Annotated in this window: 15 protein-coding genes; 8 read left to right on the top strand and 7 right to left on the bottom strand. The window is 41.5% G+C overall.

The annotated features are described in order from the left end of the window. Positions 1 to 9: 9 nt before the first annotated feature. Positions 10 to 417, top strand: a complete 408-nt coding sequence (locus RT138_RS10805; protein ID WP_313190685.1) for a response regulator — start codon at positions 10 to 12, stop codon at positions 415 to 417. A 175-nt stretch (positions 418 to 592) separates the two neighbouring features. Next, positions 593 to 1,171: a helix-turn-helix domain-containing protein gene (locus RT138_RS10800; protein WP_313190684.1), complete on the top strand. Its 579-nt coding sequence runs from the start codon at positions 593 to 595 to the stop codon at positions 1,169 to 1,171. Between the two features lie 52 nt (positions 1,172 to 1,223). On the opposite strand, the gene RT138_RS10795 is transcribed toward RT138_RS10800, so the two are convergent. The 6 genes from RT138_RS10795 to RT138_RS10770 all read right to left on the bottom strand — a co-directional run bounded on the left by RT138_RS10795 (position 1,224) and on the right by RT138_RS10770 (position 10,045). Further along, on the bottom strand, positions 1,224 to 2,660 hold the full coding sequence (locus RT138_RS10795) for a c-type cytochrome domain-containing protein (RefSeq protein ID WP_313190683.1): 1,437 nt from the start codon (positions 2,658 to 2,660) through the stop codon (positions 1,224 to 1,226). A 176-nt stretch (positions 2,661 to 2,836) separates the two neighbouring features. Next, the gene (locus tag RT138_RS10790) at positions 2,837 to 3,544 is read right to left on the bottom strand and encodes a TIM barrel protein (protein WP_313190682.1); all 708 of its coding nucleotides are present in this window, start codon (positions 3,542 to 3,544) and stop codon (positions 2,837 to 2,839) included. Positions 3,545 to 3,551: 7 nt separating this feature from the next. Then, on the bottom strand, positions 3,552 to 5,051 hold the full coding sequence (locus RT138_RS10785; RefSeq protein WP_313190681.1) for a DUF1501 domain-containing protein: 1,500 nt from the start codon (positions 5,049 to 5,051) through the stop codon (positions 3,552 to 3,554). 4 nt (positions 5,052 to 5,055) lie between these two features. Continuing rightward, on the bottom strand, positions 5,056 to 7,812 hold the full coding sequence (locus tag RT138_RS10780) for a DUF1553 domain-containing protein (RefSeq protein ID WP_313190680.1): 2,757 nt from the start codon (positions 7,810 to 7,812) through the stop codon (positions 5,056 to 5,058). A 322-nt stretch (positions 7,813 to 8,134) separates the two neighbouring features. Continuing rightward, positions 8,135 to 8,926: a class I SAM-dependent methyltransferase gene (locus RT138_RS10775; protein WP_313190679.1), complete on the bottom strand. Its 792-nt coding sequence runs from the start codon at positions 8,924 to 8,926 to the stop codon at positions 8,135 to 8,137. 93 nt (positions 8,927 to 9,019) lie between these two features. After that, positions 9,020 to 10,045, bottom strand: coding sequence for a hypothetical protein (locus RT138_RS10770; protein WP_313190678.1), 1,026 nt, complete (start codon positions 10,043 to 10,045; stop codon positions 9,020 to 9,022). A 164-nt stretch (positions 10,046 to 10,209) separates the two neighbouring features. Between RT138_RS10770 and RT138_RS10765 the strand changes: the two genes are divergently transcribed. From RT138_RS10765 to RT138_RS10750, 4 genes are all read left to right on the top strand, one after another. Further along, positions 10,210 to 10,533: a DUF6660 family protein gene (locus RT138_RS10765; RefSeq protein WP_313190677.1), complete on the top strand. Its 324-nt coding sequence runs from the start codon at positions 10,210 to 10,212 to the stop codon at positions 10,531 to 10,533. A gap of 111 nt (positions 10,534 to 10,644) precedes the next feature. Beyond that, the gene (locus RT138_RS10760; RefSeq protein WP_313190676.1) at positions 10,645 to 14,997 is read left to right on the top strand and encodes a CusA/CzcA family heavy metal efflux RND transporter; all 4,353 of its coding nucleotides are present in this window, start codon (positions 10,645 to 10,647) and stop codon (positions 14,995 to 14,997) included. A gap of 4 nt (positions 14,998 to 15,001) precedes the next feature. After that, a complete protein-coding gene (locus RT138_RS10755; RefSeq protein ID WP_313190675.1) occupies positions 15,002 to 16,333 on the top strand; it encodes an efflux RND transporter periplasmic adaptor subunit in 1,332 nt (443 codons plus the stop codon). 1,020 nt (positions 16,334 to 17,353) lie between these two features. Continuing rightward, complete coding sequence (locus tag RT138_RS10750; protein WP_313190674.1) at positions 17,354 to 17,953, top strand: hypothetical protein; 600 nt, start codon at positions 17,354 to 17,356, stop codon at positions 17,951 to 17,953. Between the two features lie 2 nt (positions 17,954 to 17,955). On the opposite strand, the gene RT138_RS10745 is transcribed toward RT138_RS10750, so the two are convergent. Beyond that, positions 17,956 to 19,431, bottom strand: a complete 1,476-nt coding sequence (locus RT138_RS10745) for a glycoside hydrolase family 130 protein (RefSeq protein WP_313190673.1) — start codon at positions 19,429 to 19,431, stop codon at positions 17,956 to 17,958. 169 nt (positions 19,432 to 19,600) lie between these two features. Between RT138_RS10745 and RT138_RS10740 the strand changes: the two genes are divergently transcribed. After that, positions 19,601 to 20,803: a glycosyltransferase family 4 protein gene (locus RT138_RS10740; RefSeq protein WP_313190672.1), complete on the top strand. Its 1,203-nt coding sequence runs from the start codon at positions 19,601 to 19,603 to the stop codon at positions 20,801 to 20,803. Continuing rightward, on the top strand, positions 20,800 to 21,894 hold the full coding sequence (locus tag RT138_RS10735; protein ID WP_313190671.1) for a hypothetical protein: 1,095 nt from the start codon (positions 20,800 to 20,802) through the stop codon (positions 21,892 to 21,894). Before RT138_RS10740 ends, RT138_RS10735 begins: the two co-directional genes overlap by 4 nt. Positions 21,895 to 21,974: the final 80 nt, after the last annotated feature.

Raw genomic sequence — 21,974 nt, 5'->3', positions numbered from 1 at the left:
CGTTCTACTATGAAGGAAACATTGAGGATAACCCTTGTGGACGATGATTCTATTTTCTGTTTTCTATTCAAGAAATTCCTTGAAAAGTACGACAAAAAACAGATTGAATTGAGCGTCTTCCCTGATGGATATACGGCAGCTGAGTTTTTCAGAAAGAACAAATCCAACAAGGAAAGTTATCCCCATGTCTTGTTCATAGATATCAATATGCCATTAATGAATGGTTGGGAATTGATGACGAGCATAAAAGAAGAAAACCTATTCGAAGACCAAGAAGTAAGTATCTACATAATAAGTTCTTCGATCTGTAAATCAGATCGATACAAAACTAATAACGGGCATCAATACATTGAGTACTTGACCAAACCCATTTCCCATCAAACTCTTTTCCAAGTTTTGGATAGTTTACAATCCTAAATACCCCTTCCATTTTTTTAAAGTCTGAAAAAGCAGCATAATAAAGAAAGTACTTTCAAGGAGTGTGTTAATTATCTATTATTATTTTGTTTCGAACAACGAAAATAAAATAAAAAAATAACATTTTTGCTTAATAAGTTTAACTTTACTTGAATCATTTTAATTTAAACAAACAATGCAAGGCAATACTATTTTCAAAATAAGTAGTAAGATCAAGGAAATCCGAAAAAACAAGAGTATTACGATTCAAGAGCTTGCGAACAAGGCTGGAGTTAGCAAAGGGCTAATTTCACAGATTGAAAACAATAGGACTATCCCTTCACTTCCGGTATTAATCAATATCATCAGTTCTCTGGAAATTGACATAAATCAGTTTTTTGAAGATTTCTCAGGTCCTAAGGAGCCAGGTCCTGTTATTGTACTTAAAAAGGAAAACTATTCTTCGTTAGTCTTGGAGAAAGGTTCAGGTTCTCTATACAAAAGAATAACAGATCAAGATTTGGGTGAAAGCAATATGAGTGTCGTATTGTTAGAATTAGATCCATACAAAGAAGAATCCATCGTACAACAGGATGCTTACATTTTTAAACACATAATCAATGGTAAAGCTGCGATACATTTAAGAAATCAAGTAATAGAATTAGAAACGGGTGATTCCATTTTTCTTGATGGAAATATGATTCGGTCCACAAAAAATGAAAGCGACGAGAAATGCATCATCTTGATCACCTATTTCTTCCCTAGTAAATCTTAATCCATTGTTTCCATTAAACCCAAAACTGGTTTGTTCGATCATTCTTTTGGGTTTAATATTGAATGGTATCAGAGTCTAGGAACGGTAATTCATAGTTTCCGGTGTCAACCCTAGACCTCCCTTTCCCCTTTAAGTTTTCTGTATTGATTTTAGCACCACTTTGGAAGGCATATATATCCTTCAGCGACTTGATCGAGCTAAGCTGTTCTACTCCCTTTTCGGTAACCTTTGTTCCTACGATATTGAGATAGGCCAACTGTGGAGCAGCTTTCAGGATTTCCATTCCTTTGTCGGTAACTTCGGTATGTTCCAGATGCAGACGGACTAGGTTAGGTAATGTTGCCAAAAGCTTCATGCCTTGGTCAGTCACCTTGGTATGTCCAAGTTTCAACTGCACAATATTTTCCTTGATATGCATCAGCTCTTCAATATCCTTATCGTTGAGCTCTGGATAGTTAATGGCATTGATGGTCACATAATTGTTTTCCGTAGCAACCGGAAGGACCTTTATCCCTTTAGCCTGCCATGCCTCCAAACGGTCCTCTGGAAGGTCTGGAGCTTCTGGAAGGTTTGCATACAGCATTGGGGACTCAGTGGGTTCAGCCGGACTTTCCAGCTTTTTAAGGATCGCCGCGATCTCCTCCCCTTGTTCCACTTCCTTAACTTTTTTATCAAAAACCAACCCGCTATCTATCCACCATGCAATTAGCTTGATCTGATCGTTTGTAATAGGTTTCCTACCTTTTGGAGGCATCCTATCCTCATGGCCTTCTGGTAAGATAAGTCGCCTATAAAGATCACTTTTATCCTTGTTTCCTGCTTCCAACAATGATCCTGATTCACCGCCTTTCAGTAGGCTTTCCTTGTTATGCAAGGAGAATTCACCTTCCTGTTTCTTTTCACCATGGCAACTCTGACACCTAGCCTTTAGTATGGGTTGGATAACCTGTCCATAAACTTCAGCTTCCTGAACGTTTTCCAGCACCATAATCTCTTCCTCCTTTTCCTCGATGCCCAATGCGGCTTTTATATCCGAAGGAATTGCATCCTTGATATAACCTTTGCCATGGGTTAATGTTCCTCCAAAATGACCAGTAACTCCCAACAGAACGACCATCAGGAAAAGGATCACAAAACGTTGCGCCTTTAATTTCCCTAGAATCCCCTGCAGTGTATTTCCGTCACGGTAAAGCCAATAGCTCAGAAAGGACAATACGGCAACCGAGATCCCCAGCCATTGATGGAAATCAAGGACATCATCTTCATAACCTCCATCCCTGGACAGCAAAAACCCCGTAACCGAAGCCAATACAGCTGCAAAAGCCCCGAACATTAGTGAAAACCTAATCGCTGACCCAAACTCAACAGTTTTCTTTACCTTCTCGAAAACCGCCATAGCAAAGGCCAGAATAAGCATTCCGATTGGCAGATGGACTAGGATTGGGTGAAAACGACCGAAAAAGGAGGCCAATTCTTCTAAAAACTTCATAAGGAGCTATATCTTTTCTTCAGGAGATCCAACATAAATTTATTTACAGACCATTGATCGGCAACAGGCTGTTGGGTATAAGGCAGGGTGGGCATATAACCCGATGGACCAAACTCCATGCACATGGTCAGCGTAGACTTACCTTGCTTTTTATGCCGGTCAACGATGGCATCCCATCACGCCAAGTGTTGGTCCAGGGCAGCTTTCCATTCAGGGGCTGCTGGATCGTTCACTTGAGCACCCTGCTGATGCCCAACGCGCGTATGGATATGTCCGGTTCTCGAAAGAGCAAGATCCACTGCCTCTTTTTGGTCCGAAAGCAAGGATTCATGTACGACACACCAATGGGAGATATCCAAGGTTAGGGTCAATTCAGGCACCTTTTCAAGATATTCTTTGGTAATGTTAGCTGCAAAACTGAACCTTCCACGGTGCGTCTCATGGTAGATCGGGATCCCTGATTCCTTGCTGAACCTAGAGGCAAGCATGATCAATTTCTTGTTTTCCTCAAAACTGTAATACTCTTTTCCTGTATGACAATTGATATAGTCCGGCTTTAACTTAATGGCTTCCTTGAGGTTATTCTCAAAACTGCCGATATAGGCTGTAAAGTCATTTCCTCCGCCTCCAGCGAGCAATCCTAAGGAAAGTCCATTTTCTTTCAGTGCTTCCAGCATCGCTGTCCTTTCAACCTGCCCACTTGGCAACCAGGTCTCCACGCCATCATAACCAGCCGCCTTCACTTTCTTGCAGAAGTCTGCCCAGCTATCAGTCATGCCCCAGTTTGTACAATAATATTTGATGGTCAGTTCCTTTTCCGTCTGTGCAAACAGGAAATTCATATGGAAGACCAGAATGATCAATAGCCTAAAAAGGTTCTTCATAAATAGTTTAGATAATATCCTTGATAACGGTCCCTTCCACATCGGTCAGCCTAAACGGCCGTCCTTGGAATTCATAGGTAAACTTTTCATGGTCAAAGCCGAGCAAATGCAGCATGGTCGCATGTACATCATGTACTGAAGATCTTCCACTAATTCCCGTAAACCCAATTTCATCCGTTTCACCATAGCTGACCCCATTACGGATACCACCACCGGCCATCCAGATTGTATAAGCATCGGTATGGTGGTCACGTCCTAAGAAAGGCATGTCGTTGTTGTCACGGTTTTCCTGCATCGGGGTCCTTCCGAACTCGCCACCCCAAACCACCAAAGTCTCTTCCAGCAAACCACGTTGCTTGAGGTCCATGATGAGTGCAGTCATTGGGCGGTCAATCTCGCGGCATTTATTGCGAAAGCCAAGGTCAATGGAATCGGAAGGGTTGGTACCGTGGCTATCCCAGCCCCAATCGAAGAGTTGAACGAATCGGACACCCTTCTCCACGAGCTTACGTGCTAGCAGACAGTTATTCGCAAAAGACTCCTGCCCTGGTTTGGTGCCATAGAGTTCGTGGATATATTCCGGTTCATTATTGATGTCCATCACTTCGGGTACTGCTACCTGCATTTTATAGGCCATCTCATATTGTGCAATCCTGGACAGGGTCTCAGGATCCTTGAAGGTTTCGAACTCCTCCTTGTTCACCTGATTGATGGCATCTATGGCGTTCCGCTTGAGGTCACGGTCCATTCCTTCCGGATCGGCAATATAGAGCACGGGGTCACCTTTAGACCTACACTGCACCCCTTGGTATACCGAAGGCAGGAAGCCACTGCCCCAAACACTTTTTCCAGCATCTGGAGTCTTACCTCCAGAAGTCAGCACTACAAAGCCCGGCAAATTGCTGTTCTCCGAACCCAGCCCATAGGTTACCCAAGAACCGATGCTCGGACGTCCTAATCGGGCACTTCCGGTATGCATGAACAATTGTGCTGGACCGTGATTAAACTGGTCGGTATGTACAGCCTTTAGGAAACTCACCTCATCGACTACCTTGCTAAAGTGCGGGAGATGATCCGAAACCCAAGCTCCACTCTGTCCATATTGCTTAAAGGTTGCCTGTGGACCCAACATTTTGGGAACACCACGGATAAAAGCAAAGGTCTTGCCCGCTAACAAAGATTCTGGGCAAGGTTGGTTATGAAGTTTCTGCAAAGCAGGCTTATAGTCAAATAGCTCCAATTGGGAAGGCGCTCCGGCCATATGGAGATAGATTACGTTCTTGGCCTTTCCGGCAAAGTGAGGAGCCCTAGGCAGCAAAGGATTCAAGGAATTGAGGTCAATCCCTTCAGCATTTGCAGAATTTCCAGAACGCATGCAACTGGCCATCATTCCGCCAAGGGCGATGCTTCCAATTCCCGCAACACATTTCTTAAGGAAATGTCGTCTAGTCTCTGCCTGCAACTGCCTATGGTAGGCCTCTTTCATTAGCTTATCAAAGTCTTTCATGTCCTTAGGATTTAGTCAAAAATTCATCTAGGTTCAACAGTGCGTTCGCTACCAAGGTATATGCAGCATCACTGATCAGCTCTTTACTGTTAGGCGAAACATGGTCCTTGCCCATGAACTTTTCCGCCTCAGCAGGTCGTTTTTCAAAATTATCATAGGCTTGTGCATAGAGTTTCTCAAGTGCAGCCAATTTATCGGCAGAGAGATCCCTGAACATTGTATGCCGGTATCCAGCCGCTATCCCTGATTTCAGGTCACCCTTAGATTCTTTTTTCATAATTGCTGCGAGGTTCTTCGCTGCCTCTATATAAACGGGGTCGTTCAATGTCGTCAAAGCCTGGAGCGGAGTATTCGTCCTGATTCTGTCCACGAGACAGACCTCCCTACTCGACGCATCAAAAGAAATAAAGGAAGGATAAGGACTGGTCCGTTTCAGGAAGGTATAGATCCCTCTTCTGAATTGGTCTTCGCCCTCACTTTTCTTCCAGGCTTCGCCACTGTATACTGACATCCAAACTCCATCGGGTTGATGTGGCATCACGCTTGGTCCAAACATCTTTCCACTCAGCAGGCCACTTACCGTCAGCGCTTGGTCGCGGATCTGTTCTGCAGAAAGCCTAAAACGAGGACCTCTTGCCAAGTAATAGTTCTCCGGATCCTTTTTGGCATCCTTGCTATCCAGGCTGGACGACTGTCTATAGGTAGAGGAAAGAACGATATCCTTGATCAAGGATTTCATGCTCCATTCCTTTTCATGCATCAGATCCAAGGCCAGGTAATCCAACAATTCCCTATGGATCGGTGGATTGCTCTGGGTTCCCATATCACCCAATGGCTCTACCAACCCTCTTCCAAACAGCTGCGCCCATACCCGGTTTACCAGCGTCCTTGCCGTAAGCGGATTATCTTTGGAAACCAACCATTGAGCAAAGCCCAAACGGTTGTTAGGAGCTCCTTTCGGAAATGGGTTCAATGCTTCCGGAACCTTGGGCTCCACCACATCCCCCGGTGCCAAACGGTTTCCACGTTCAAATATCTTGGTGGTCCTTTTCATGTCCTCAGGGTTCTCGATCATGATCGGAACACTGGAAGGATTGGTATTGACCAACTGCAATATACTTTTTTGCATATGCTCCGCACCAGGTGCCTTCATATCAGGAAATGGCTCCCGAAATGCCAACCATTCCACCATGCACACCGGTTCATCCTTACCCAATTTGGGATTGGTAAATACCAGGTATAGATCATGTCGACCTTGGGTAGTGGCTATTGGAGCCTGTATCACCTGTCTTCCCTGAGTACTTGGAAGCTCGATACTAGCGATGGATTCCCCAGCTAAACTGTCCTTACGGATTTCCAGCCTACCGCCAGTATTGCCGGTCCAATAGTTCAGGTAGATCAGCTTCTTTCCATCCAGTTGGATGTCCCTCATTCGGGCATTACCGCCGCTACGCACCCCTAACCATTTAGTATCATATAAAGCTGCATTGGTCAGTTGGTCTGTATAATGAGCATGTATCTTAGGTTCCAGGCTTTTTAAGAAAAGGTCTGTCGAATGAAGCAGCTTCTCATTGCCATATTGAGTCAACCAGGTCTTGATGCTATCAATTTTATGTTGCTCCTGTTCGCCATAAAAACGCAGTCTAGGATGATCACCTTCGGTATCTTCATCTCGGGTATTGTTGAAAAAGGCGACGGACTTATAATATTCCTCAAACTTGAAGGGATCATAGGTATGGCTATGGCATTGCACACATTCAAAGGTCGTACTCAACCAAACCTGATAAGTTGTATTTACACGGTCCAGGACCGCAGCAACCCTAAACTCCTCACTGTCAGTACCGCCCTCATCATTGTTCATGGTATTCCTGTGGAAGGCTGTAGCAATCAGTTGATCCTTGCTAGGTTCAGGCAACAGGTCTCCGGCAAGCTGTTCGATACTGAACTGATCATAGGGCATGTCTTTGTTGAATGCCCGGATCACCCAGTCCCTATATTCCCAGATCTGCCTGGACATATCCTTTTCATAGCCTTTGGTATCTGCATACCTTGCCATATCGAGCCACCAGGAAGCCCATTTCTCACCGTACTTCTGCGAACTGAGCAAGCTATCCACCCTTATTTCGTAGGCGTTGTCGCGTTCATCATTTTTAAAGGCTTCTACCTCTTCAAGGCTTGGAGGAACCCCGACTAGGTCCAGATAAACCCTTCTCAAAAGAGTTTCTCGGGTAGCCTCTTCCGAAGCAGAAAGTCCCTGATCATCCAATTTATCTTTAATGAAATAGTCTATGTTATTGGTAATCCCTTTTGGCTTGAAACCAAACAGGGAGGCGAATGAAAAGGATTTAGGTACCTCCACTTCTTTAGGCAATTCATAGGCCCAATGCTTGCCCCATTTAGCTCCTTGGTCTATCCATTTGCGCAGGATATCGATTTCACTGTCATCCAATTTTGCTGCATTGTAGGGCATGCGCAATTCAGGATCCTCTTCGGTCAGGCGTTTGATCATGTTACTGTGCTCGGTATCACCGCGGATGATTGCTGGTTCACCTGATTTTGCATTGGCAAAGGCCTCCTCTTCGAAAAGGAAACTCAGGTCGCCATTCTTTTTCACCCCACCATGGCATGAAATACAATGCTTGTTCAGGATGGGTTTAACATCTTTGCTGAAATCTATTTCTTCACTGTTATGTACAGTAAAAAAACCGACGGTCAGCACCAGAACAGCCAAAGCAGAAAAAACCAATATCTTTCTTCTCATTGCAGGTTTATATTACGCTTAGTTATAGGTTTATTGCGTTTATACATAGCCCTAAAGCAGGATTATGTATCCATACATAAAATTAGCATAGAATGTATACACAATCTGACACAAGATTGATAGATACTAAGCTTTTTTTAACTCGGTCGTTATATTTTATAATAAAATATCAATACCTATGTATGGTTAGGTTTATAAATAAAACACGTTGAATAAGTTATTTATCTAATAAATCTACTAAAAAAAATGATACCGGAATTGTATAAATTTTGAGACTAAAAAAGTCTAAAGGAATCTTTAGACTTGAAATATATGTATAGACTTACTCTATCTTTTGCCCTCGCACCTCTTTCAGCATCATTTGCATCGCCTGGGCATCAGTTTTGATCCAATTTTGATAGTCCAAAATTGCCTTCTGTCTTAATTCTTCCGTAACATACTGTTCTTCAACCAGCTGCTTTGAACTGGCTACCTTGATCCAGATCCCCAATTTATCTACAAAATCATCCTGACCTTGCAGATAGGTCTCATTGGACTCCCGCACCTCAATGTTCCTTAATCCGTTCTCATTGAAAATTATGGGCAAACATTCCGCCATGCGGTTGTTCATGCCATTATCTGATCTCCACTTCAACCATGCACTGTAATAGCTGGCCATGCTTTCTGGGATTTTAGGGTTCCACTCAATATCTTCATGGATATAGTCCAAAACAGAAAGTATCCCATCAGGTTTCAGGAATGTTATCATTTTGCGAATGGCTTCATTTGGTTTGGATAACCATTGTAATGTCCTGGCAGAAACTACCAAATCAAATTTTTCTGAATTTGAATAATCAAAAATATCGGCATGTACTAATTCTAGGTTGTTCTGTTCTGCATAATTCCGCTTTCCAGACTCAATAAAATCACGGGTATTGTCTATACCGATTACTTTTCCCGTCGGTCCTACCAGTTCTGCGATGCCTTTACTGATCGCTCCTGTACCACAGCCAACATCCAAAACCGACATTCCCGGTTTTATTATTCCTACGATGCTGTGATAATCTTTTTGTACGGTTCGGCTATCAAAAATCTTATCTGCTGCTTGCTCTGAACGATCGACGAATTTCTGCATAATTTCAATTAATTTAGGCTCTGTAAATTATGAATTATCCAGGTTATTAGAGCATACTTTTAATGAAAAAATAAAGATTGAAATAACCCTAGCCTACATCAAGGACTTGTTAAAATACTCGATACCGGTTGCATTATATAATCTCTTGTAAAGCAGGGCATGCTTCACTAATTTCGCATGGTCTGAAAACCTTTTCCATTTCTTGAACTTATTTTTCCAAGTAAAATTCTGCTGCATATTCAGTAACTCCACAGCCATACTCTGGGAATTAAGGTTCTCAACAGCAATGTTTCGCAATTCTTGACCATGCTGCGGATTATATTTCTCCAGTTCCCTAATCAGGTCCTTTTCGGTATATTTTCTATTTAAATAGCGGCCGGAGCAATTATTCTTTACATATTTCCAGAAATTTCTAGGACGAAGGTATCCATCGGCTTTATTACCATTATATCCCCGATTATCATAGATTAAACAGGGCCTTCCACAAGCCATGGCATCATAGATGGACCTTCCCACACCCACCACCAAGTCTGCCTTATTGATCTGTTTTTCTATATTGAGAGTAGGGTTAACATGCTTATTAAAAGACTTGAATTCCAAACCTTTATCATCACAAACCTTTTGCAATAGTTTATTGGCTTTCTCACTTTGACATAAGGAAAGTACACTTTCCAATTCATCATTGGGAGCCACCGTAGATTTTTTCTTATGCACATCGATGCCATTAAGGATGACCGAATTTGGATACCCTAAATCAATTAAATGATCTGATACCTCTTCTGATATTCCAACATGATAATCTGCCAATGGTGATGGCTGTTCCAGATCAGGAATGATACCATGACAGACTTGAAGAATAGGAGATTGACCATAAAGCTCTTTCACGGTGGTATTATGGTTAGCAATCACCAAGTCATACTTTTTCTTGGACATAAAGGAAACCTGAAGTTCCTCTTCAATTTTTTGAGAGACCGCTCCTTTATCGAAAGTGAAATACTCCACTTCTATCCCTTCTATATTTTTTAGGGCTTTGATCAGATCGTAGGTATACGCTTCGGATCCCCCAATATGATCCAAATGATGTGTCCCAATTAAGATTTTCTGGGGAATGTTTCCCATGCTGATGTTTTTATTAATAGATAGCCATAAAAGGCAGATGATTAATTAAAAAACGAGATTGCTTGGGTTTCGATACTCAAGCATCGCAACTTTCTTGTTACATTAAGCCTTATTTATTGATTATCACTAATTTCCCAATCATTAGATTCTATATATTTGTAATAATGAGATTTGCTTCCATCATATTAATGGTTTATGTCTTGGTCCTGACCTTGATTCCATGCAGTGATCGTATGACGGAATCTCATGCCCATCTTCATAGCTCAACCGAAAAATCAACACATCAGGAACAACATGACTGCTCCAAAGACAGTTGTACACCATTTTGCACCTGTTCATGCTGTGGAATTTCCCTAACGGTTGCGAATTTTCATATGTTCAAGCTGGACATACCAATTGAATCCTACTCCAACACAGATTTACCGGAAAAAGAATATCCACTCGTCAGCAATGACCAGGAAAACATTTGGCAACCCCCTCGGGTCTAATATTCAATCTTTTATTATTTCAGAATTCATGGTTCTGGAAAAAACCTAATAGATGGGGCTATTTAAGCTTACATCTAAAAACCATAAAGTGTTGAATTTAATGCCATTCATGTGCTAGATCAAATCATAAAATTTAGTATCAAGAATAAGATCATTATAGGGATAATGACCTTGGTCTTGATAGTTTGGGGAATATGGTCAGCTACCAAATTACCCATTGATGCCGTTCCTGACATCACTAACAATCAGGTTCAGATATTCACCAGTACCCCAACCCTCGCAGGTCAGGAGGTTGAACGCCTTGTTACATTCCCTATTGAGCAAAGTATCGCCAATATTCCAGATATTGAAGAAATCAGGTCCATTTCAAGGTTTGGCCTATCTGTCATTACCGTTGTCTTTAAAGAGGATGTTGACATCTATTTTGCACGGCAACTGATTAATCAAAGGCTTATTGAAGCCACCGAGGATATCCCCAAAAACATAGGTAATCCCGAAATGGCTCCAGTCTCTACCGGATTAGGTGAAGTCTACCAGTATATCATCCACCCGAAAAAGGGAAGTGAGAATAAGTACAGCTCCATGGATTTGCGGGAGATGCAGGATTGGATCGTAGCCCGTCAGCTTTACGGTACTCCAGGGGTTGCCGAAGTAAACAGCTTTGGCGGCCAATTGAAACAGTATGAAGTAGCCGTTCATCCCGATCAATTGCGCGCCATGGGGGTCAGCATCCCTGATATATTTACTGCCCTAGAGAAGAACAACCAAAATACTGGTGGCGCTTATATTGATAAAAAACCTAATGCCTATTTCATCAGAGGGATTGGACTAGTAAGCTCTTTGGAAGATGTGGGCAATATCGCCGTAAAGTCAGATGGCATAGTCCCTATTTTCATAAAGGATGTAGCGGATGTAAGATTAGGATCTGCGGTTCGATACGGAGCATTGACCTATAATGGAGAGGTAGATGCAGTGGGCGGCGTCGTAATGATGCTGAAAGGCGAAAATAGTAATGACGTGGTCAACCGCATCAAGGAAAAGCTACCTACTATCCAGAATTCATTGCCAGAAGATATAGTAATAGAACCATATCTCGATCGAACTGACCTTATCGGCAGAGCCATTGGAACCGTAGAGCAAAATCTGATTGAAGGTGCCTTGATTGTTATATTTGTCTTGGTCCTGTTTTTAGGTAATCTCCGGGCGGGATTAATAGTCGCCTCGGCCATTCCTCTTTCCTTGTTATTCGCCTTGGGTATGATGAATGTGTTTGGTGTCAGTGCAAACTTAATGAGTCTAGGAGCTATTGACTTCGGATTGATCGTAGACGGAGCAGTCATTGTGGTGGAGGCAACTTTACACCATTTAGGATTGAGGAAATCCACTCACAAGCTTAGCCAAAAGGAAATGGACCAAGAGGTTTTCGATTCGGCCTCCAAGATCAGGACCCAAGCCGCTTTTGGAGAGATCATTATCCTTATTGTATATATTCCCATCTTAACATTAGTGGGCGTAGAAGGGAAAATGTTTTCACCGATGGCGAAAACGGTTGGCTTTGCCATATTCGGCGCCTTAATCCTTTCACTTACCTACATCCCCATGATGTGTGCCCTTTTCCTTCCTCGGAAAGGTCATGACAAAAAAACCTTCAGCGATAAATTCATTGAAAAATTACATCAGCTTTATGCGCCTTTATTGGACAAAGCGATACGCGTAAAATATATCATTGTTTCCATTGCTGTTGCTATATTCCTGTTCACCATCTTTGTTTTCAACAGAATGGGTGGAGAATTTATCCCACAGCTGCAAGAAGGCGATTATGCCTTTCACTGTATCCTCCCTCCCGGCACCTCATTGAGTCAAAGTATAGAAACCTCCATGCAGGCATCCAGGATTATCAAGGAGTTTGAGGAGGTAAAAATGGTAGTTGGCAAGACCGGTGCTGCCGAAGTGCCCACTGACCCTATGCCTCCAGAGGCCACCGATATCATGGTGATATTAAATCCTCAAGATGAATGGCAATCAGGTAGGTCCTACGAAGAACTCGGCGATGCCATTATGGAAAAGCTACAGGTCATTCCAGGGGTTTTCTTTGAAAAGAACCAACCCATCCAAATGCGATTCAATGAATTGATGACGGGTATCCGTCAGGATGTAGCCGTAAAAATCTTTGGTGAGAACCTAGATACCTTGCTTAACTATGCTAACACGGTAAATGCAATAATCCAAACCGTTCCAGGAACTACGGCACCTCAGGTGGAACAAGTGACCGGACTTCCTCAAATCAATATACAATATGACCGTGTGAGAATGGCCAACTATGGCCTGACCGTTGAAGATGTCAATGATGTGGTCAGTACCGCATTCGCGGGAAAAAGCAGTGGAATGGTTTACGAAAATGAACGGAGATTTGACTTGGTGGTACGTCTACACGACGAACACAGGAACAATATTGAGGATGTGAGCCAACTCTTGATCCCTACACAAAACCATCAACAGATTCCACTTTCCCAAGTCGCAAAGATTGATTTTACCGTCGGACCTGCCCAGATCAGTCGTGAAGAAGGCAAAAGGAGGATTGTTATAGGTTTCAATGTTGCCGGAAGGGATGTTCAATCTGTCGTTGAAGAAATTCAAGACAAGTTAGGCACTCAGGTGAAGCTGCCTTCTGGTTATTATTTTACTTATGGGGGCCAATTTGAAAACCTTCAACAGGCCAGTTCCAGACTAATGATCGCAGTACCTATTTCCCTTTTCTTGATCTTCCTGTTGCTATACTTCACCTTCCATTCCTTCAAGCAGGCCACATTAATATTTACTGCCATTCCTATGAGTGCCATCGGTGGGGTGTTTGCCCTGCTAATCCGGGATATGCCATTTAGTATCAGTGCTGGAGTTGGTTTTATCGCCCTTTTCGGTGTCGCCGTACTGAATGGTATTGTATTGATAGGAAAGTTCAATCAGCTTGAAAAAGAAGGGATGACCGATATTATACAACGTGTAAAGGTAGGGACTGAGATCAGGTTACGACCAGTATTGATGACGGCTACTGTGGCCTCTTTGGGATTTTTGCCAATGGCCATAAGTACCAGTGCCGGTGCAGAAGTTCAGAAACCACTTGCCACAGTGGTTATCGGTGGTTTGGTGACTGCAACGATCCTGACACTCTTTGTCCTTCCTTTGTTATATATTATTTTCAATTCTAAAATCAAGGTAAAACCTACGGATATGAAAACGACGATTAGCATATTTATCCTAGGCTTTTTAGGTCTATCGACTGCTCATGCCCAGCAAAAGATCAATATGGATCAAGCTATTCAGATTGCTGTCGACAACAATAAAGGATTAAAGGCTAACGACCTTGAAATCCGAGCAGCAGAGAGCCTCCTCAGAACAAGTGGAGAACTCCCTAAAACAGACCTGAATTTTCAATATGGCCAAAACGATGGCTTTGAACAGAACGATGCCATTTCCATCTCCCAGACCATCCCCTTCCCTACGTTATTTAAAAATAGGAAAGCTTTGATAACCGAGCAGATGAAAGCCAAACAGGTAGAAAAATCTGTAGGGATTAACCAACTAAAACAACAGGTCCGTACCTACTTTTTACAGATAGCTTACCTAGAGAACAATGAAAGAGAACTTAAATCATTGGATAGTATCTATAGGGATTTTATTCGGATTGCAGAAGTCCGCTATAATGCTGGTGACACCAAAAAGGTGGATATCAATACCGCTCAGGCTAAACAAGGGGAAATCAATTTGTTATATAAACAAAATGAAACCTTGATGAAAAACGCCTATAACAGCCTTAAGAATCTGATGCAGGTTACGGAGGATTTTGAGATTGAAACAGCTGAACTATTTGAGCCCATCCGTCTTTCGGAAATCATGGATACCTCAAAAATTGCTGATCATCCACAGATCCAGGCTCTCTATCAACAGGCACGGATAGCGGAATCAAGTAAACAGGTGGAGAAGTCCTCAGCATTGCCTGACTTTAATATCGGATATACCAATGCCTCTTTAATGGGAATGCATGATAGAAATGGGGTTGAAAAATATTATGGCCGTGGCCAAAGGTTCAATTCTTTTGATCTGGGCATTGCCATCCCTTTAACCTACGGAACCACAAAGGCCAAGATTAGGTCCTTAGACTTTGAAAAACAGGCCGCAGAAATGGCCGCAGAATGGGAAAAGCAAAAACTCCAGAACGAATATAGCAACATGATGAATCAATATGAACAGAACCTAGCTCAGTTCAATTACTTCAAGGACAATGCCCTGCCAAATGCAAGGGAGATCATCAATGCCGCAAAATTAGGTTATTCAGCAGGAGATATTTCCTATGTAGAATATCTTTTTGCCCTTCAGACCACGACAGATATCTACTTGAATTATTTAAAAAGCATTCAAAGTGTCAATGAATCTGTCATTTCAATTTATTCAATTATCAATCAATAGGCTTATGCAATCCATCAATAAAACAAAACAACTATTACTCTGCTTAGGCTTTGCATGCCTCTTAGCTTCCTGTAATAGCAGTTCCACTAAATCAGAAAAAGCTGCGGAGACCGAAGAAGGTCATGGGCATGAACATGCTGCCAGCGAAAAAACGACCATCACTTCCCTAACAGAGGATCAGATCAAGGAGGTGGGCATTCAATTTGGACAGATCGAACAGAAAAACCTGACGGCCAGGATCAATGCCAACGGGGTTTTAAATGTACCCAATAACAACCGTTCCAATGTGACACCGTTATACGGAGGTGTAATTCAATCCCTGAATGTTCAATTAGGAGACCATGTCAGGAAGGGTCAAACGATAGCAACCATTATCAATCCGCAATTCATCCAACTACAAGAAGATTATCTCAATGCCAACAATGAAATCCAAGCGGCGGAACAGGAGCTTCAACGTCAGCAAGAGCTAAATGCCGGTAATGCAGGAGTAAAAAGAAACCTTCAAAATGCAGTGAGTAACCTGAATATCTTAAGGACGAAAAAAGCCTCTTCTGCCAAACAGCTCCAACTATTGGGTATTAACCCCAATGCCATCTCAACCTCTAATCTGAGATCGGCATTAACCATCACTAGCCCGATCAATGGAGTGGTATCCAATATTTTTGCTAAACTGGGCAGCTATGTAGATGTCTCTTCTCCTATAGTTGAAGTAGTGGACAATAGCATGATCCATCTAGACCTTCAGGTCTTTGAAAGGGACTTGCCTAAGTTAAAGGTTGGACAGGAAATCAGTTTTACCACGACCAACAACCCGAGTAAGAACTATACCGCAAGGATATCGCAAATTGGGGCTTCATTTGAAAATGAAAGCAAGACCATCGCCATCCATAGTATGGTCATTGGAGACAAATCTGGTCTGATTGACGGCATGAATACCTCGGGTTCCATAAGTGTGGAAGATGTCACCACAGCGGCAGTGCCTGACGAGGCTATAGTAGAATCAGAGGGAAAAACCTTCATTTTTATCGAAACCGATAAAAAACCGGAAGCAGAACATGAAAACCATGTACATGCTGCAGGCGAGGAACATGACCATGCAGGCGAACATGAACACCCCGAGGAACCACATGTACATAAGGAGGGAGAAAATCATGATCATCCTGAAACCTCCAAACCTATTAATTTTGAAAAAATAGAAGTTGTTAGAGGCGTTTCCAGTATGGGCTATACCGGTATTACCCCAATTATTGAAATACCTGCCAACAGCAGGATCGTAATAAAGAATGCTTTCTTTATCAATGCCAAAATGGTAGGTACAGTTGGGCATAGCCATTAGTACTGTTTCATTTTTCAGCAAATAAGAGCAGGGCACCGAAAATCTCTTTCGGGCCCCTGTTCATTTTATTGTATTTTAGTTGACAGCCTAAAACCTTCCAGGATAACCTATCCAAAATCTTCGTTAAATTTTTGCAATAAGTAATTTTAACTTAAGCAGTTGGATATGGACCTCACTTTAGTTTCATTCGAGACATATTTCGAATTTTCCGAATATGCCTCGAACAAGAGCAAAAGCAATTTCGAATCATGTTCTCGATTTCGAGAATTTTCAGTTTTCACAAATTTTACAGGAAGTTGATGAGAAGTGCAGTTAATTGAAAAAAAGCTTTCCTTTTCCCGTGTCCGCTGGAGGCACGAAGGTTCTCGGAATTATACAAAACATAATGGCACTGGCAAACAGTTCCTGCACCTTCGGTGCAGCATGACAGGGTCGTAGAGAGGAAAAACGTACAGATTCTTCACTGATCGTTCAGAATCAAAATGCGCTTTAGAGGGATTCAGAGTGAAACGAAGAATCTATTTTTTGGTGTTTTTTTAGGATCGTTGTCATCCCGAAATCGTAAGATGAGGGAACTATTTTTATTGATTTGATTGATACGGGGATTTTTAGAAAAATATTTCACCCACGCTGTGGGTTAGCCGTTATTAGCCATCATTAATCTACAAAGATTCCACCCCTGCTGGGGGTTCAGTATTTGATATAATTTATTTGAATGCTTGCATTTTTCCGAGATGTTTCGTTCCTCAACATGGCACAAAAAACAACATAATTACATTGTCCCTACGGAGCTGTTAATCGCAAAAAATCTTTCCTTTTCCGGTGTCAACCTGAGGCACAAAGGTTCTCGGAGCCATACAAACCTTAACTACAATAGTTTACAGTTCCTTAACCTTCGGTTAAGGATGACAAGACCTCTTGAAGGAGAACCGTACAGATTTTTCACATCGTTCAGAATTAAGGTAGCCTAAAGAGCCAACTATTATCCATATAACTTGTTAATAAAGAAAAATCAAGGCGATGAAACATTTTATTCCGGCCCAGCATGAAGGCAAAGACATGGATATCTCCGATTCCATAGAATTTGAGAATGAAATCCAGGCAAAGAATTTTTACTTAGAGGCGAAGAACAGGCTATTGGAGATCAACAATTGGGATCAAGTCGCAAAGGTTCCAGTTTCGACCTTTGAGCATTTGGATGCCTTTGGAAAGCATTCGGAGGGAAGGCCCCAAGAAGGGGATTTTGTGAAGATTGACATTCCAGGACCTGGATTATGGACTGCCTCTGGTTATGATTATGTACAGATAGAACAGATCAATGAATCATCAGACAGCTCCCACGACCTGATTACTCTAACCTTAAGGCCGAGTGCTATGCCGCATCATGAAGACGACCACGAAACCAAGCATTTCTTCAAAAACATGGCAACCTCGAGTTTTCAGGTTAAACGGGACGGTAAGACCGTGGAAGCATTCTATTTCGGCAGAAATGAAATCATGAACTTAGATCTCGACTCGCTGTTGGACCGATTAAGGAATTTATTTGTTGCCTTAGGAGCCAAATTAGGTGCCTCCTATCCGCAATGGAAATCCCTGATCGAAGGCATCCTCCAAAAGTAAATCTAGGGATTCCCCTCCTCCAATAAGGTGTTCAGCAATTCATCTAAGCATATCGTTGCATAGGTAGACTCATGATCAGAATATGCATAAGGCAAAATCAATTGATTATTATGAATGATCTGACCACAGGAATAGAGCACATTCGGCACATATCCATTTCTTTCCTCTTCATTGGCAAATAACAGCGGTTCTGTTAATTTTCCCAGGACTTTGCTAGGGTCATGTAGGTCGAGAAGCATTGCACCGATCACATATTCCCGCATGGGACCTACAGAGTGGGTAATGACCAGCCAACCTTTTTCCGTTTCGAGAGGTGAACCACAATTTCCCACTTGGATAAACTCCCAAGGAAATTCAGGTTCTGCGACCAAATGGATTTCACCATGCCAATTGGTAATGGAATCTGAGAAGGATACATAACTGTTCTCGCCATCTATCCGGCAGAGCATGACATATTTCCCATTGATTTTACGAGGAAAAAGTGCAGCGCCTTTATTGGCAATTTTCCCGTTGATGGGTTGAACCTTGAAGTTGATGAAGTCTTTGGTTGAAAGCAGTTTGGGGAGGATGGTATGGCCATCATAGGCGGTATAGGTCGCATAATAGGTTGTATTGCCTTTCTCGCTTTTGAAAGCTACAAACCGCGCATCTTCAATCCCATTTTTTTCGGTATCACTTATCGGAAAGATTACCCGTTCAGAAATCGATGTATCCAAGGAATATGATATCTCATAATGTGATGAAGCCAACCACATAATCTGATGCATCAGAATCTGATTGTCATGGGTCATCTCATTATCTTCTTCGATTTCCTTGACAAATCGCATCAATTCATCATAGGTAAATGTATCCGTCAATTTCTTTTCAATGATTTCTTGAATATCATCCTGAACGGTATGCATTTGCATCAGTTTCTCAATAAAATCATCTTTTTTATATCGGTAATTCTTGACATGCTTAGGTTTATCCAATAAAATACCAACCTCATCCAATTCGATGTTTAGATTTTTGTCGATGATACCCGAGCGGAAAACGATGGAAGATAAATGCCCTTCGCCAACTGCCCTAAAGCTCAATATCACTCTTTTCTCTCCTTCATGGGTTTGGGATTGATCCGGTGAAAAAACGATGGAGGGGTTGAAATAGGCAGCAGCTTCAATGGAATATTCCATGGTAAAATATGACCCGATCAGTAATTTTTCAACTTCCGTTAGTTTCTTGGCATCAATCTGGAGGTCTTTGAGTTCCTGGGCTTTGAGTTTAAAGTTTCGCTCCAACACATTCAGAACACTGCGGTGCCTACGTGCATAGTTTCTTAAAATCTGGGTAATCAATGCATTCTTTTTTTCATCGCTTAATTTCATTACCCTTTCAATAATCCTTTTTGACCTTTCGGGGGAAAGGTTAAATCGGCGCGCCAATACCCTATCCAACTTTGGTTTAAATAGTATATTCTTTCGGTTTATTGTTATTCCCATTATAGATTTGATTAAAAGTCAACAACTTATTTATAACGATTAAAAACTGGTCTTGTTTAATCTTTGTCATATTTAATTTTTCTGAAGGCTTGGCCTGAACAATTTCCTGTTCTGGAATGTTCAACATATAGTAATGATTTTATTATAAACAATTTGCAAAAGGATATCTATGAAAATTTTGATTATTGGCACTTACCCGCCTAGGAAATGTGGAATTGCAACTTTTACGCATGATTTATTCAACTCCATGATGGATAATTCCAATGAAGTTGATGTCATTGCTATTACCGACGGTTCTGAACATACATTTCCTCCGGAGGTAAAAAAGACCATTAGAAGAAATGAGAAAATAGATTATTTAGAATCAGCAGATTGGGCAAACAACCAACGCTACGATTGTTGCATCTTACAGCATGAATTTGGAATTTTCGGAGGTGAAGCGGGAGAATACATTTTGGATTTCGTTCTACGGATCAACTTTCCAATAATCAGCAATCTGCATACGATCCTTCAAAAGCCCAATCCGCAAGAGTTTAGAGTCATCCAAAAATTAAGCATCCTTAGTGATAAGATTACGGTCATGACCCAGCGGGGAATTGAAATGATGGAAAAAGTTTATCATGTCAACCCCGATAGACTTACATTAATTCCGCATGGTGTCCCGAACTTTAAGCTAAGCAAGGAAGAAGCAAAATCAATTTTAGGTCTGGAAGATAAAAAGGTCATGCTATCGTTCGGCCTACTGGGAAGAAGCAAGGGGTATGAAATCGCCATTGAAGCCACCTCAAAAATCCGTTCGGACAATTTTGTTTACATCATCCTCGGTGCCACCCATCCAAATGTCTTAAAGGAGGAAGGAGATACTTATAAAAACAGTTTGATGCAACAGGCTGGTAATCTCAACCTTTCAGGTAAGGTGTTTTTTGTGAATCACTTTGTAAATGATGAAACATTACAACAATATCTGAAAGCCTGTGATATCTATGTAACGCCATATCCAAATGAAAGCCAAATGAGCAGTGGTACCCTATCCTTTGCACTTGGTGCAGGAGCGGCCGTGATTTCAACGCCATATTGGTATGCCAAGGATCTTTTGGCTGAAGATAGAGGGATGCTATTTGATTTCAATGATGTTTCTGGATTGGCAAATTGCATCAATGAATTGATTGAAAAGCCATCGTTGATGGCAAGTTACCAAAAGCGAGCTGAAAGTTTTGGTAAATCCATGTCTTGGATAAATGTGGGAAAACTACATTTGAGCTTAATTTCTTCCATCCTTAATCCGAAAGCAAAAATACAGAGTATAATAAACCAAGATAAAACAATGAAGTTCCTAGATCCTGGAAAATCAAAGAACTTAATTTCTTCATGATGGAGAAAAATCATGTGGAAAGAACAAGTATGACGAAAACTATAAAGGATTTTTTCGAGAGGGTACCAAGATTGGATTTTTCCTACATTGAAATTTTGACAAAACCTACTGGAATTATTCAGCATGCAAAATTCAATATCCCAGATTATCATCACGGCTATTGTTTGGATGATAATTGCAGGGCTTTGTTATTATTTTGTAAAGCATTTAATCATTTAGATCCCCAATACAGAAATAAGTATATCAGTATTTATTTATCCTTTATCCAATATGCCCAAAAATCAGATGGTACCTTTAGGAACTTTATGTCCTTTGACCATGCTTTCTTGGAGCGGATAGGATCTGACGACAGTTTTGGGAGAACCATTTGGGCCCTAGGCTATCTACTCTCCAGAGAGGAAATAGCCAACTTCCATGCTATTTCCAAGGAAATATTTGATCGTGCCTATCCCCATATGGAAGACTGCAAATCAGTCAGGGCCGTTGCATACCAGATCCTAGGCCTCATACATTACCTTGAAAAATTTCCTGAGGATGAGAAAATCCAAAAACAGCTCCAAAGTTCATGTCAATTTTTAATGAATGAATATGATGCTGCTCAGGATGAGAATTGGAATTGGTATGAGGAAGTGATTTCTTACGACAATGCCGTCCTTCCATTGAGTTTATTAAGGGCATCGCGTTTTTTTGACAACAAGGAACTAGAGAAAGTTGCATTGCATAGCAGCAGCTATTTGGATCAAGTCGTCTTTCAAAAGGGATATTTTGCAAGTATCGGCAACATGGACTGGCTGAAAAAAGATGGTTCTCTTAGCGATTATGGTCAGCAGCCTATTGAGGTCTCGAGTACGATCATGCTATATGATGAACTGAATCATCATGACTCTGGCATTAATTGTCGAGAAAGGATCCTTCAGGCATTTTCATGGTTTTTAGGCATCAATATGACTGGAGATGCATTATTTGATTTTCAAAACATGGCCTGTTTCGATGGATTGGAAGAATATGGAGTCAATAAAAACCAAGGAGCAGAAAGCAATCTATCTTTTTGGCTATCATATTTAGACACAATAAATTACACTCAATTCTAGCAAGTATTTTCCTTGGAAAACAAGTATTAAAAACATGAACATATTGATTTCTCAGGTGTTATTTAATTAACACTGAACAT

The organism is Sphingobacterium sp., from assembly GCF_032065005.1.
Classification (GTDB): Bacteria; Bacteroidota; Bacteroidia; order Sphingobacteriales; family Sphingobacteriaceae; genus Sphingobacterium.
The sequence above is the reverse complement of the archived record's forward strand: the minus strand, read 5'-3'. Positions and strand labels throughout refer to the sequence as shown.

Excerpts from the sequence above, each read along its gene's own strand:
- RT138_RS10805 (WP_313190685.1), top strand. The coding sequence starts at position 10 with ATGAAGGAAACATTGAGGATAACCCTTGTGGACGATGATTCTATTTTC.
- RT138_RS10800 (WP_313190684.1), top strand. The coding sequence starts at position 593 with ATGCAAGGCAATACTATTTTCAAAATAAGTAGTAAGATCAAGGAAATC.
- RT138_RS10795 (WP_313190683.1), bottom strand. The coding sequence starts at position 2,660 with ATGAAGTTTTTAGAAGAATTGGCCTCCTTTTTCGGTCGTTTTCACCCA.
- RT138_RS10790 (WP_313190682.1), bottom strand. The coding sequence starts at position 3,544 with ATGAAGAACCTTTTTAGGCTATTGATCATTCTGGTCTTCCATATGAAT.
- RT138_RS10785 (WP_313190681.1), bottom strand. The coding sequence starts at position 5,051 with ATGAAAGACTTTGATAAGCTAATGAAAGAGGCCTACCATAGGCAGTTG.
- RT138_RS10780 (WP_313190680.1), bottom strand. The coding sequence starts at position 7,812 with ATGAGAAGAAAGATATTGGTTTTTTCTGCTTTGGCTGTTCTGGTGCTG.
- RT138_RS10775 (WP_313190679.1), bottom strand. The coding sequence starts at position 8,926 with ATGCAGAAATTCGTCGATCGTTCAGAGCAAGCAGCAGATAAGATTTTT.
- RT138_RS10770 (WP_313190678.1), bottom strand. The coding sequence starts at position 10,045 with ATGGGAAACATTCCCCAGAAAATCTTAATTGGGACACATCATTTGGAT.
- RT138_RS10765 (WP_313190677.1), top strand. The coding sequence starts at position 10,210 with ATGAGATTTGCTTCCATCATATTAATGGTTTATGTCTTGGTCCTGACC.
- RT138_RS10755 (WP_313190675.1), top strand. The coding sequence starts at position 15,002 with ATGCAATCCATCAATAAAACAAAACAACTATTACTCTGCTTAGGCTTT.
- RT138_RS10750 (WP_313190674.1), top strand. The coding sequence starts at position 17,354 with ATGAAACATTTTATTCCGGCCCAGCATGAAGGCAAAGACATGGATATC.
- RT138_RS10745 (WP_313190673.1), bottom strand. The coding sequence starts at position 19,431 with ATGGGAATAACAATAAACCGAAAGAATATACTATTTAAACCAAAGTTG.
- RT138_RS10740 (WP_313190672.1), top strand. The coding sequence starts at position 19,601 with ATGAAAATTTTGATTATTGGCACTTACCCGCCTAGGAAATGTGGAATT.
- RT138_RS10735 (WP_313190671.1), top strand. The coding sequence starts at position 20,800 with ATGATGGAGAAAAATCATGTGGAAAGAACAAGTATGACGAAAACTATA.